General features: G+C 65.9%; 10 protein-coding genes and 1 tRNA gene. 10 read left to right on the plus strand and 1 reads right to left on the minus strand.

What is annotated here, in order from left to right; translation table 11 throughout:
• From ahbD to DESPIGER_RS07890, 8 genes are all read left to right on the plus strand, one after another.
• Positions 1-1,182, plus strand: a complete 1,182-nt coding sequence (gene ahbD, locus DESPIGER_RS07855; protein ID WP_072337645.1) for a heme b synthase — start codon at positions 1-3, stop codon at positions 1,180-1,182.
• Positions 1,183-1,188: 6 nt separating this feature from the next.
• On the plus strand, positions 1,189-1,686 hold the full coding sequence (locus tag DESPIGER_RS07860; RefSeq protein WP_072335257.1) for an AsnC family transcriptional regulator: 498 nt from the start codon (positions 1,189-1,191) through the stop codon (positions 1,684-1,686).
• Positions 1,687-1,972: 286 nt separating this feature from the next.
• Positions 1,973-4,171 carry a polyphosphate kinase 1 gene (gene ppk1 / locus DESPIGER_RS07865; RefSeq protein WP_231927546.1) on the plus strand — a complete coding sequence of 733 codons (2,199 nt, stop codon included), beginning with the start codon at positions 1,973-1,975 and terminating at the stop codon, positions 4,169-4,171.
• A gap of 18 nt (positions 4,172-4,189) precedes the next feature.
• On the plus strand, positions 4,190-5,290 hold the full coding sequence (locus DESPIGER_RS07870) for an HD domain-containing protein (protein ID WP_083575338.1): 1,101 nt from the start codon (positions 4,190-4,192) through the stop codon (positions 5,288-5,290).
• Positions 5,275-6,888: a Ppx/GppA phosphatase family protein gene (locus DESPIGER_RS07875; protein WP_072335263.1), complete on the plus strand. Its 1,614-nt coding sequence runs from the start codon at positions 5,275-5,277 to the stop codon at positions 6,886-6,888. The genes DESPIGER_RS07870 and DESPIGER_RS07875 overlap by 16 nt, the downstream gene beginning before the upstream one ends.
• A 147-nt stretch (positions 6,889-7,035) precedes the next feature.
• Positions 7,036-7,428, plus strand: a complete 393-nt coding sequence (locus tag DESPIGER_RS07880) for a TraR/DksA C4-type zinc finger protein (RefSeq protein ID WP_072335266.1) — start codon at positions 7,036-7,038, stop codon at positions 7,426-7,428.
• Positions 7,429-7,995: 567 nt separating this feature from the next.
• The gene (locus tag DESPIGER_RS07885) at positions 7,996-9,063 is read left to right on the plus strand and encodes a YeiH family protein (RefSeq protein ID WP_072335269.1); all 1,068 of its coding nucleotides are present in this window, start codon (positions 7,996-7,998) and stop codon (positions 9,061-9,063) included.
• A 243-nt stretch (positions 9,064-9,306) separates the two neighbouring features.
• A complete protein-coding gene (locus tag DESPIGER_RS07890) occupies positions 9,307-9,672 on the plus strand; it encodes a hypothetical protein (RefSeq protein WP_072335272.1) in 366 nt (121 codons plus the stop codon).
• Positions 9,673-10,053: 381 nt separating this feature from the next.
• Here DESPIGER_RS07890 and DESPIGER_RS07895 read toward each other — a convergent pair.
• Positions 10,054-10,129 (minus strand) — tRNA-Phe (locus DESPIGER_RS07895).
• A gap of 213 nt (positions 10,130-10,342) precedes the next feature.
• Here DESPIGER_RS07895 and DESPIGER_RS07900 point away from each other — a divergent pair.
• Together DESPIGER_RS07900 and DESPIGER_RS07905 are read left to right on the plus strand one after the other, a co-directional pair.
• The gene (locus DESPIGER_RS07900; protein ID WP_072335274.1) at positions 10,343-11,710 is read left to right on the plus strand and encodes a chloride channel protein; all 1,368 of its coding nucleotides are present in this window, start codon (positions 10,343-10,345) and stop codon (positions 11,708-11,710) included.
• Positions 11,707-12,348, plus strand: a complete 642-nt coding sequence (locus DESPIGER_RS07905) for a hypothetical protein (protein WP_072335277.1) — start codon at positions 11,707-11,709, stop codon at positions 12,346-12,348. The genes DESPIGER_RS07900 and DESPIGER_RS07905 overlap by 4 nt, the downstream gene beginning before the upstream one ends.
• Positions 12,349-12,420: the final 72 nt, after the last annotated feature.

Consider the following 12,420-nt stretch of genomic DNA (forward strand, 5'->3'; position numbering starts at 1 on the left):
ATGCCGGGCCATCCCGGCGGCATGGGGGGGCACCCCGGCGGCCATCCCGGTGCCGCGGGTGCCCGTCCCGGCGGTCATCCCGGGGGAGCGCCCGGCCACAAGATGGTGCGCACCCTTGAGGACGGCACGCCCGCCTGCAAGCTCATCGCCTGGGAAGTGACCCGTTCCTGCAACCTGGCCTGCAAGCACTGCCGCGCCGAGGCCCACCCGGAACCCTATCCGGGCGAGTTCTCCACCGAAGAGGCCAAGGCCCTCATCGACACCTTCCCCCAGGTGGGCAACCCCATCATCATCTTCACCGGCGGCGATCCCATGATGCGCCCCGATGTCTATGAGCTGGTGGCCTATGCCCACAACAAGGGGCTGACCTGCGCCTTCTCGCCCAACGGCACCCTGATCACGCCCGAACTGGCCCGCAAGATCAAGGAAGCCGGCGTCAACCGCTGCTCCATCTCCATCGATGGTGCCGACGCCGCCAGCCACGACGAGTTCCGCGGCGTGCCCGGGGCCTTCGAAGCCTCCATGCGCGGCATCGAATACCTCAAGCAGGCCGGTGTGCCCTTCCAGATCAACACCACGGTCACGCGCAACAACCTGCACAGCTTCAAGGACATCTTCCAGCTGTGCGAGCGCATCGGCGCGGCCGCCTGGCACATCTTCCTGCTGGTGCCCATGGGCCGGGCCTCGGGCCTGGCCGACCAGGTCATCAGCGCCGAGGAATACGAGGACGTGCTGCACTGGCTCTACGACTTCCGCAAGACCACCAGCATGCACCTCAAGGCCACCTGCGCGCCGCACTACTACCGCATCATGCGCCAGCGCGCCCATGAGGAAGGCGTGGCCGTCACGCCCGAGACCTTCGGCATGGACGCCATGACCCGCGGCTGCCTGGGCGGCACGGGCTTCTGCTTCATCAGCCATACCGGCCAGGTGCAGCCCTGCGGCTATCTGGAACTGAACTGCGGCAACGTGCGCGAGACGCCCTTCCCCGAGATCTGGCGCAACAGCACGTACTTCCGCCAGTTCCGCGACCAGAAGTGCTACGAAGGCAAGTGCGGCGTGTGCGAGTTCCATAAGGTCTGCGGCGGCTGCCGTGCCCGCGCCTGGAGCATGAACGGCAACCATATGGCCGAAGAGCCCCTGTGCACCTATCAGCCCAAGCGCGCCACGGGCGCAAAGTGAGCCACCATGACGGACGCCCCCGAATACTGCGGTCCCCACACCGCGCAGGAAGCCCTGGACGAGACCGACCGCCGCCTGCTGGACATCATCCAGACGGCCTTTCCCCTGACGCCCCGCCCCTATGCCGACCTGGGCACGCTGCTGGGCATCCCCGAGGAAGAGGCCCTGGAACGCGTGCGCAGCCTGCGCGAGCGGCGCATCATCCGCCGCCTGGGAGCCAACTTCCAGTCCGGCAAACTGGGATTCGTCTCCACCCTCTGCGCGGCCAAGGTGCCCGAGGACAGGATGGAGGACTTCGTGCGCGACGTGAACGCCCGTCCCGGCATCACCCACAACTACCTGCGCGAGCACAACTACAACATCTGGTTCACGCTCATTAGCCCCTCGCGGGAAGACGAGCGCGCCACGCTGGCCGACATCACGGCCCGCACGGGCATCCCCATCCTCAACCTGCCCGCCACGCGCCTGTTCAAGATCCGCGTGGATTTCCGCATGCAGGACTGAGACCAGCCCCCATGCCGGGGAGGCCGCAAGGCCTCCCCTTTTTTGGGGCCCGCGCCCGCCCCTGCCGCCCGCAGCGGCCCGCCGCCTTCCCCCCGGGGGCCTGCCCCCCTTGAGCTCCGCAGGGGCCTGTGCTAACACCTCAACACCGGTTGCGGAAAGATGCTTCACCTTACGGGAGCGCGGTTTTCCAGCCCTGGCCCTTTCCGGTGCGGCCCGGAGCCCGCCTGTTTTTCTTCGCTTTTTCTTTCGCAATCCTGTCCGAAAATGTCACAGAATCGTCACACGCATGCAGCAGTATTCCGGGAACAGCTACGCCCACAAGGAGAGCGGCATGACCTCCCAGATAGTCCTCAAATATCCCGAGCAACCCTGCTCGCCTGAAGACATGCAGGACCTTTCCTGCCCCAACCTTTTCCTCAACCGGGAAATCAACTGGCTGGACTTCAACGCCAAGGTCCTGGACGAAGCCCTCTCGCCCCAGCAGCCCCTGCTGGAACAGCTCAAATTCCTTGCCATCTTCTACAACAACCTTGATGAATTCTTCATGGTCCGCGTGGCCAACATCCTGCGCCAGTACCGCAACGGCGCGGCCAACGGCTCGGCCGACCGCATCACGCCGGCCAAGCAGCTGGCCGAGATCCGCCGCCGCACCCTGCTGCTGACCTCGCGCGCGCAAAGCCACTGGCTCAAGAGCCTGGCCCCGCAACTGCTGGAAAGGGGCGTGCGCATCGTGCGCTATACCGACCTTTCGGAAAAGCAGCGCCGTTTCCTGGACGGCTACTTCCGCAACGAGATCTACCCCGTGCTCACGCCCCAGGCCATCGACCCCGGGCACCCCTTCCCCACCATCTCCACCACCTGCCTCAATTTCATCATCCAGCTGCGCAACCGCGACAGGGAGACGCGCTTCGTGCGCCTGAAGTGTCCCAACAACCTCTCGCGCTTCATCTTCATCCCGCGCAACAAGGAGGCCAAGACCTACGCCTCCCTGGGCTTCGATCCCAACGTGCGCGGTGATGACATCCTGCTGCTGGAAGACCTCATGGCCCAGTATCTTGAGCTGCTCTTCCCCGGGCATACGGTGGTCAGCTCCGCCCTGTTCCGCATCACCCGCAACACCGACCTGGAGATCGAGGAAGACGAGGCCGACGACCTGCTGGAAGCCGTGCGCGACCTGGTGGAACAGCGCCGCTTCGGCGATGTGGTGCGCCTGGAGATCGCCCACAAGGCCTCGCGCGAGCTGGTGGACTTCCTGGCGCGGCGCCTGCGCCTGCAGCCCTTCCAGATCTACCGCATCAAGGGGCCCATGGGCTTTTCCGAGTTCATGACCCTTTATAATGTGGACCGCCCCCAGCTCAAGACGCCCGGCATCCAGGGGCACATCTCGCGCCTGTTCCAGGAAGGCGACATGTTCGGCCACCTGCGCAAGCGGGACGTGGTGCTCTTCCATCCCTACGACAGTTTCAAGGCCGTGCTGGACTTCATCCGCCGCTCCAGCGAGGACCCCAACGTCCTGGCCATCAAGCAGACCCTGTACCGCGCGGGCAACGACTCGCCCATCGTGCGCGCCCTCATCGAGGCCCGGCGCCGCGGCAAGCAGGTGGTGGCCGTGGTGGAGCTCAAGGCCCGCTTCGACGAGGAGCGCAACATCACCTGGGCCGAAGAGCTGGAAAAGGAAGGCGTCAACGTGGTCTACGGCTTCATCGGCCTCAAGGTGCATGCCAAGCTCTGCCTGGTGGTGCGCCGCGAGGCCGGGCACATCACGCGCTATGTCCACATCGGCACGGGCAACTACAATGCCTCCACGGCCAAGATCTACACGGACATGGGCCTCATCACCTCCAACGAGGACATCTGCGCCGACGTCACCGACCTGTTCAACGTCATGACCGGCTATGCCGACCGCGATCTGTACCGCAAGCTGCTGGTCTCGCCCCAGGCCATGCGCGGCCCGCTCATGGAGATGATCCGCCGCGAGATCGAACTGCACAAGCGCTACGGCAACGGCGAGATCATCTTCAAATGCAACCAGCTGGTGGATGCGGGCATCATCCGCGCCCTGTACCGGGCCTCCATGGCCGGTGTGCGCGTGCGTCTGCAGGTGCGCGGCATCTGCTGTCTGCGCCCCGGCCTGCCGGGCATCAGCGAGAACATCACGGTCACCAGCATCGTGGGCCGCTTCCTGGAGCATTCGCGCATCTACTGGTTCCATGCCAACGGCGACGACATCATGTACATCGGCAGCGCGGACCTCATGCCGCGCAACCTCGACCACCGCATCGAGGTCCTGGCCCCCATCCTCGATCCCGAACTGCGCCGCAAGATCCGCGAGGACATCCTCGAAGTCCACCTGGCCGACAACGTCCAGACCTGGCAGCTGCAGGCCGACGCCACCTACACGCGGCTCAAGCCCGCCAGCAAGGAAACGGCCGTCAACGCGCAGGAACGCATGATCGCCCAACATATCACCAGGGACGATATCTGATCCCAAGGAGCTTTCATCATGGCTACCAAAAAACGCCCCGCCGGCAAGACCGGCAGCAGTACCAGCCGCAGCCGGCAGCAGCGCCAGGGGCAGGCCGCTGCCGCCACCACCCCCCGTAACGACGGCGACGAACGCCTCCGGGCGTCCCTGCCCGGCTCCGGTACGGACGCGCCGCAACCCGCTCCCCAAGCCGCCGAAGCGCCTGCCGTGACGGCCGCCGTCGCGGAAGGGCCCGCCCCGGAACAGGCGCCGGAACCCGCGGCCGCCGCCCCCGAAGCGCGGGAAGACCGCCCTGAAGAAGCGGTGAATGAGGAAGCTGCCCCCGCCGAAGAGCCTGCGCAGGCTCCGGCCGAAGCGCCCGTGACGGCGCAGGAAGCTCCGGCGCCGGACGCCGGAGCGGAGCAGGAAGCCGCCCCCCAAAAGAAAGCCAGGAAAAAGGACAAGGAAGAAAAGAAGGCCAGGACGGGCAAGAAGCGCGTCAAGGTGGCCGGGCCCGAAACGGCCGATGCCGCCCGCGACTGGGCGCCCCTGCCCTGCGAGGCCCTGCTGGAGCATCTGCTGCCGGGCAGCCCCGAGCTGGAGGCCACCCGCCGCCACGGCCAGCATGTGGCCCACCTGGCGGAACAGCTTTTCGACCAGCTCCAGCCCCTGCACGGTCTGGACGGCCGCTGGCTCTACCGCCTGCGCATCGCCTGCTGCCTGCATGACATCGGCTTCGCTTCCGGGCGCAAGGGCCATCACAAGAAGGGCATGCGCATCGTGGAGCAGGACACCAGCCTGGCCCTGCTGCCCGAAGACCGCTCCCTGGTGGCCCAGCTCGTCCGTTATCACCGCAAGGCCTGGCCCGCCCTGCGCCACCGCCGTTTCGCCGCCCTGGGCAAGAAGGACCGCGAGGCCCTGAACAAGGCCGCGGCCCTCATCCGCATGGCCGACGCCCTGGACTACCGCCACATGGAGGCCGTGCACGACGTGGCCGTCGACCTGCAGCCCGGCAAGGTGGTGCTGACCCTGAGCGGCGCCCGGGACTGCGCCCCCGAGCAGGACCGCCTGCTGGTCAAGGGCGATCTGTTCATGCACATCTTTGGCGTGGAGCTGGAGTGCGTATGTCCCATCCTGTAGTGCCGGACCACGAAGGGCCGGAGGGGGAACGCGTCATCGGCATCATCGACCTGGGCAGCAACTCGCTGCGCCTGATGCTGGTGCGCGTCCTGCCCGACGGCTCGCATACGGTCCTCAACCAGGTCAAGAACATGGTGCGCCTGGGCGAAGGCGCCTTCGAGACGGGGCACCTGCGTGAAGAGAGCATGGCCCGGACCATCAACGTCCTGCGCGGCATGGCCGAGATGTGCGCCGTCTACGCCGCCTCGGAGGTCATCGCCATCGCCACGGCCGCCGTGCGCGACGCGGTCAACGGCCCGGACTTCATGCGCCGTGTCAGGGAAAAGACCGGCATCGACTTCCGCGTGGTCTCCGGCCGCGAAGAGGCCCGCCTCATCTATCTGGGCGTCTCCAGCGGCCTGGCCCATACCGAGAGCCTGCGCCTGTTCATCGACATCGGCGGCGGCAGCACCGAGCTGGTGGTGGGCAATTCCGAGGAATACCGCAACCTCGACTCCCTCAAGATGGGCTGCGTGCGCCTGTCCAACCTCTTTTTCGACAAGGACTCCGGCACCATCTCCGCCAAGCGCTACGCCGCCCTGCAGACCTATATCCGCAACAATGCCCTGCGCTCGTTCCAGCGCATAGCGGACTTCGTCATCGAGGAGGCCGTGGCCAGCTCCGGCACGGCCCAGAACCTGGCCGAGATCGCCGCCGCCCTGGATGCCGAGGACGCCGCCCGCACGGGCCGGGCCCCGCAGGAATCCCGCGACGTGCTCAGCTACGGCGGCCTGCGCCGGGCCGTCAAAGAACTGTGCGGCCGCACCCTCAAGGAACGCCGCAGCGTGCCCGGCATCAATCCCAACCGTGCCGACGTCATCGTGGCCGGTGCCGCCATCCTCCAGACCATCATGGAGGATCAGGGCTTCGACAGCGTGCGCATCAGCAACCGCAACCTGCAGAACGGCATCCTGGTGGATTATCTGTCCACCCGCATGCCCCATGCCGACGGCAGCTTCCATCCCGTACGCAAGGAGAGCGTGCTCCACCTGGCGCGGCGCTGCCGCTTTGAGGAACGCCACTCCCGCCATGTCTCGCGCCTGGCCCTGGACCTGTTCGACAGCGCCAAGGTCATGGGCCTGCACGCCTCCGGCGACCTGGCCCGCGAGCTGCTGCACTATGCGGCCCTGCTGCACGACATCGGCATCTTCATCTCCTTCTCGCGCCACAATGCCCACAGCCACTACCTGATCCGCAACACCGAGCTGCTGGGCTTCACCCGCCGCGAAGTGGACATCATGGCCGCCCTGACCTACTTCCACCGCAAGCGCCCCTCCAAAAAGGTGCCGCTCTTCATGGAATTCGACCAGGAGACCCGCGAGGAGATCCGCCTGCTCTCCCTCTTTCTGCTGCTGGCCGAGCGCATGGACAAGAGCCATCGCCAGATCGTGCGCACCGTCCGTTTCGAGGCCCGCAAGGAAGGCGGCCTGCAGCTCTCGCTGCGCGCCCCCGAGGAATGCCCCATCGAGCTGGATCTGGTGCGCGGCAGCGCCAAGCTGGTGCGCAAGGTCTTCCGGCAGGAGATCCCCGTGGAGGTGGTCAGCAGCTTCCGCCGCTGAAACCCGCCGCACGTCGCCGCATGTCAGGGGCCCCGCATGACGCGGGGCTTTTTTTTCACAGGAGCGAACGCCGGCCGTCACCGCTTCGCCATGCTCCGGGGCGCGGGCCGGGGTATCCTGCCGGGAAATGATGTTCCCGGAGGTCTTATGGACGACGCCCAGCATTCCCTGCAACGCAAACTGGAACAGGAACGGCGGCACCTGGCCTGCCTGTGCGCCGGATTCGCCCAGCCCCACGGCCACGGCGACGAGGCGGACAACGCCCGTGACGAGATGGCGGAGCTGCTGGCCCGGAGCCATGCCGGCCTGTGCGCGGCGCGCATCCGCGCCCTGGAAGGCCTGCTGGGCGACCTGCGCTGCAGCGGCCGCCGCCTGTGCATGGACTGCGGTGAAGAGATCCCCCTGTCCCGCCTGCTGGCCGTGCCCGGGGCCTGCCGCTGCCACGACTGCCAGCAGCTGGCGGAAGAAGAGGCCAGACCCTGCGATCGGCGGCCTCCCTGGCTGCCGGACAGCCCGGCGCCGGCCGCGCCGCTGCGCTGAGAAGGTTGTGCCCGCCGGGACAGCATGATGTCCGCATACGGTGGCCGTTAGCGGCTGGTGGGCCAGCACTTTCTTTTTAACACATTAAAATATATTGATTTATTTTTTTTGAGCTCCCGTCAGGGGCCCTTCCGTGCGCTGTCGGCGCATGGTGCGTCCGCCCCCGGATCCCAAAAAATATTTTCAAACATGCGGGCTGGCGCTGCCATGATGCCGTGCTCCCCGCCCCATTGCAGCAACGGTCTGCCGTGCCCGTGCGGCGGCCTTTTCCCCGGCGTTCTTCCCTGTTGTGGCCTGCCATGACTGTCATGTATGCGCGACATGCATGGACAGTGTTCTTGTTATAAAAAGAGATCTTCAATGAATACGTTATTTATGAAAAAATGCACATGTTTTTGAATACATATTTACTTCATTTACTATAAAATAAAAGCATATAATTCCCTGTTGTGAATTATAGTTTTTTATTTTTTCTGCATACAAAACAGGTATTCCATGTTATCTTTCCTTCAACAGGAGTATGTTGCGATTTGTAAAAGCATGTAACAAAACAATGAGGGGAGAATCATGGCCAGCTGTGAACACCACGAAGCGTCCTTTGCCCGGAAAAGTCTTTCCGCCCTGCCCGGTATCCTTCTGCTGACAGGCGTCGCCGTTTTTTCGTGGTTCATAACACCGCGCCTCATCGCCCTGCATCCCTTCATGAAGTCCCTCAACCTGAGCGACTTCATCGTGGCCATCATCCTGGGCATGCTCATCTGCAATACCGTCGGCGTGCCCGCCGTCTTCCGGGACGGCCTGCGCTTTTCCACCACCCTGACCAAGACCGGCATCGTGGTCATGGGCTGCAAATATTCCTTCGCCGGGCTCATCAAGACCGGCTCGGAAGCCATCATCATCATTTCCGTCTTCCTGTTCACCTCGGCCATCATCCTGATGTGGCTCTCCCGCCGCCTCAGCATGTCGCCTTCGCTGGGGGCCTGCCTGGCCGCCGGCCTGTCCATCTGCGGCGTCTCGGCCTGTGTGGCCATCGCCCCGGCCGTCAGGGCCAAGAACGAGGATATCGCCTACACCATCGCCGTGGTGCTCATGTTCGGCCTGCTGGCCCTTTTCGTCTTCCCCTTCATCGGCCACTGGCTCGACCTCAGCCCCAACCAGTTCGGGGCCTTCGCCGGTGTGGGCATCGTCAACTCGGCCCAGGTGCTGGCGGCGGGCTTCGCCTTCAGCAATGACGCGGGCGTCGTGGCCGGTGTGTACAATATCGGCCGGGTCATCTGTCTGCCCCTGGTGGTGCTGATGCTGGCCATCATGGTGGCCGCCGAGGATGCCAGGGTGCATTCCCAGCTGGCCAACACCAGCAAGATGCGCATCATCCTCGACAAGTTCCCGGTCTTCGTGCTGGGCTTCCTGGCCGTGGTCCTGCTGAACACCTTCGGCTTCATGAGCAAGGAAGAAGCCAAAATGGCCAGCAATTTCATGAACTGGTGCTTCCTGCTGGGCTTCTCCAGCATCGGCCTCACCACCCACCTCAGCGACATCAAGGCCGCGGGCCTTTCCGGCGCGCTCATCGGCTTCTGTGTGGCCTCGGTCAAGGCCGGCCTGGCCCTGCTGGTGGTCCTCTGCTTCCTGCAGTAGAGGGCCCCGCCGCCGGGGGAGGGATGCCCCCGGCGCACCGTGCCCGGGGATGGCACCATCCCCGCACGGGGGACATCTGCCCATCCCCCACGTTCCGTAACGACCCTTTGCAACCTGTCGCGGCTGGAACACGCCCGACCCCCGGGAGGACATCATGTGGAACAAGATCTCCAAGAGCAGACAACAGGACATCATCGTCATCGCCTGCGGCATCCTGCTCATCCTGCTGGCCAAGGTGCTGGCATGATCTGCTGTCTGGCCTCCGCCGCCTGCCCCCTGCGCGACACGGCCGCCCCGCTGGCCGCCTGCGCCGGAGAGGCCACCATCCGTGCCGTCTATGATGCCGGCATCGACCTCGGCCATTACGGCGAGGTGGACCAGCTGGCGCCCGCCGGGGCCATGGCGGAATTCACGGCCTATGTGCGCCGCCAGAGCGCGGAGGAAGCGGAAGCCGCCTTCGCCCCCTTGCGGCAGGCCGCCCGCAGCCGGGGCATGGACATGCGCCTGCATGTGGTCTACGGCCCGGGCGCGGTGCGCGACCTGCTGCGCCGATGGCGGGAAGAAGGGGACGTGCGCGTCTTTGGCGGGGAAGACATGCCCCTTGCCTGACGTCTCGGCCCCCTGCGGGCCGGATCACGACAAAGACACCTGCACAGGGAGCGGGAAGGAGGCGGACGTTTCCTTCCCGCTTTTGCCCCTTACAGGGAGCCCGCCACAGGGGGCACGCGGCAACGGCGCAAAGGGATGGGCCCCATTCTCCAGACATGCGGCACGCTGTGCGCTGCCGGAAGGACTGCCGCCACCTGGTGGCCCCGCCGCGCCGGGCAAGGACCAAAAGAGCAAGGAAAGAAGAAGAAAAAAAAAGAAGGAAAGAGCGGGAAGGCCCGCCCCATGGAAGGAGCAGCCGGCCGGCTGCCCGCAGAGGCTCGTCCGGCAAAAGCCCGTAACGAAAAAAGGCTTGCAGCTTTCGCTGCAAGCCTTTGGATTCCCTGGTGCCGAGGGACAGAATTGAACTGCCGACACGGGGATTTTCAGTCCCCTGCTCTACCAACTGAGCTACCTCGGCGTGAGGTGGTGTTGTTCGTCACAACGAAGATGCTTGTACAGATTTCCCCGAGGGTTGGCAAGCACTTTTTTCCGTTTTTTGCCAGAAACTTGAATTTTTTTTGCCCAGCCTCCATACTGTCCCTGTCAGGACAGGTATTATCCCCATTTTTTTCAGGCTGTTGCAGGCACATCCCGTGCCGCCTGTCCTCTCCCTCATCCCCACAGGATCCTCATGGCCTTCCGCCCTTCCCTGCCCCCCTTCATCCTGGAATCCGCGGCCCTGCGCAGTCAGGGCGCCTGGACGCTCATGGCCCAGGCCCTGCTCACGGGCCTCGTCTCCGGCGGGGTCATCGGTCTGTTCCGCTGGCTCTATACCATCATCAACACGGCCATCCGCGCCCATGTGGCCGGACAGGATCCCCTAGCACCGGCCGCGCTGGCCCTGCTGGCCGCCGGGCTGCTGCTCATGGCCCTGACGGCCGGGCTGCTCCTGCGCCATGAGCCCCTCATCGGCGGCAGCGGCATCCCGCAGGTGGAGCTCATCGCGGCCGGAAAGCTGCCGCCCATGCGCTGGGCACGGGTGCTCTGGTGCAAGTTCGTGGCCACCCTGGCCGCGCTCAGCGCCGGTCTGTCCGTGGGGCGCGAGGGCCCCTGCATCATGATGGGCGCCACCGTGGGCGCGGGCGTGGGCTACATGTGGCACGACCGCTGCCGCGCCAACCGGCCCCGCTATCTGGTGGGCGGCGGCGTGGCAGGCATGACCGCCGCCTTCGGCGCGCCCGTGGCCGGCATGTTCTTCGCCTTCGAGGAGATGAGGACCCCGCTCACCCTGCCCATGCTGCTCTTCACCAGCCTCTCGGCCCTGTCGGCCTGGTTCATGGTGGACGTGGTGCTGGGCTTCGGCCTGGTCTTCCCCTTCGCCCGGCTGCCCGGCCTGCACTGGAGCCAGTACTGGCTGCCCCTGCCGGTCGGCATGGCCTGCGGCCTGCTGGGGGCCGTGTACAATGCGGGCATGATCCGCCTGCTGCGCTGGCAGGACAGGGCCCGTTGGCTGCCCGGCCCCGTGCGCATCGTCTTCCCCTTCGCCTGCTGCGGCGTGCTGCTCTTCCTCTGGCCGGAGATCATGGGCAATGTCGGCCTCACCGCCCTGCAGCTGGAGCATCTGCGCCTGCCCGTCCTCATGCTGGCCCTGCTGCTGGCGGGCAAGATCGCCTTTTCCTGCGTGAGTTTCGCCTCGGGCGTTTCCGGCGGCATCCTCATGCCCATCCTGCTGGCGGGCAGCATGGCCGGCGCCCTGCTGGCCGCGCCCCTGCGCGATGCCGGGCTGGTGGCCCCGGAACAGACGGCCACCCTGCTGGTGCTGGGCATGGCGGGCCTGTTCTCCGCCTCGGTGCGCACGCCCCTCACCGGGGCCGCCCTGGTCATGGAGATGTGCGGCGGCTTCCATCTGGCCCCGGCCGTGCTGCTGGCCGCCTTCGCCGCGGCCTTCACGGCCAATGCCTTGCATTCGGCGCCTGTTTACGACAGTCTCAAGGAACGCATCCTGGAGCAGCGCCGCCGGCGCCGGGCCGCTGCTCCCCCCACCGAGGAGAGACCATGACCCGCCTGCTCCCCTGCCTCGTCCTGCTGCTGTGCTGCCTTGCGGCCTGCGCTCCCCGCAGCCTCCCCGACAACGCCGGCCACACGCCCGTGGCCGCGCCCTGGACATGCGCCACCTATCTGGACAGCAGCGAGAACGCCCTCACGCCCGTACTGATGCTGGACGGCTGGGCCGCCGCCCGCACGCAGCAGGTGCGCCTCGGCAAGGCGGGGACCGACGCCCTGCTGGATCATCTGGAAGCCTGGTGCCCCACCCATCGCGGGGACAAGCTGGCCGACGTCATCCTGGCCTGGCGCCGCCGGCATCCCGACAGGGGCAGGATGCTGCCCGCCGTGAGCTGCGCCGCCTGGTACGCCCCGGCCGCACGGCCCATCACGGGCAACGAGCAGCAGCTGGCCCTTTCCCTCTGGCTTGCGGGCCATGCCCTGGGGCGGGCCGGTCTGGAGGTCCCCCTGCAGGACCAGCGGCGCCTTGACCGCATCTTCGCCCTGTTCGACAGCGGCGAGAGCCCCCTGCACCAGTACTGCCGCCGCGATCCCGGGGCCCTCGTGCTCCACGGGCTCACGGCCGCGGGCCTGGAAGATGCGGCGCGCCCCGCCGGTGCGGCAAAGGCGGATACGCTTAAAAATTACAAATAACACTTTGATATAATTGTAAAAATAAAATAGTGCTTGCAAATGTGGTTCAGGTTGCGTAAACAACTGTCCCAA

Source organism: Desulfovibrio piger (assembly GCF_900116045.1).
GTDB classification, from domain to species: Bacteria; Desulfobacterota; Desulfovibrionia; order Desulfovibrionales; family Desulfovibrionaceae; genus Desulfovibrio; species Desulfovibrio piger_A.

Coding starts and splice junctions, on each gene's coding strand:
- ahbD (WP_072337645.1), top strand. CDS start 1: ATGCCGGGCCATCCCGGCGGCATGGGGGGGCACCCCGGCGGCCATCCC.
- DESPIGER_RS07860 (WP_072335257.1), top strand. CDS start 1,189: ATGACGGACGCCCCCGAATACTGCGGTCCCCACACCGCGCAGGAAGCC.
- ppk1 (WP_231927546.1), top strand. CDS start 1,973: ATGCAGCAGTATTCCGGGAACAGCTACGCCCACAAGGAGAGCGGCATG.
- DESPIGER_RS07870 (WP_083575338.1), top strand. CDS start 4,190: ATGGCTACCAAAAAACGCCCCGCCGGCAAGACCGGCAGCAGTACCAGC.
- DESPIGER_RS07875 (WP_072335263.1), top strand. CDS start 5,275: ATGTCCCATCCTGTAGTGCCGGACCACGAAGGGCCGGAGGGGGAACGC.
- DESPIGER_RS07880 (WP_072335266.1), top strand. CDS start 7,036: ATGGACGACGCCCAGCATTCCCTGCAACGCAAACTGGAACAGGAACGG.
- DESPIGER_RS07885 (WP_072335269.1), top strand. CDS start 7,996: ATGGCCAGCTGTGAACACCACGAAGCGTCCTTTGCCCGGAAAAGTCTT.
- DESPIGER_RS07890 (WP_072335272.1), top strand. CDS start 9,307: ATGATCTGCTGTCTGGCCTCCGCCGCCTGCCCCCTGCGCGACACGGCC.
- DESPIGER_RS07900 (WP_072335274.1), top strand. CDS start 10,343: ATGGCCTTCCGCCCTTCCCTGCCCCCCTTCATCCTGGAATCCGCGGCC.
- DESPIGER_RS07905 (WP_072335277.1), top strand. CDS start 11,707: ATGACCCGCCTGCTCCCCTGCCTCGTCCTGCTGCTGTGCTGCCTTGCG.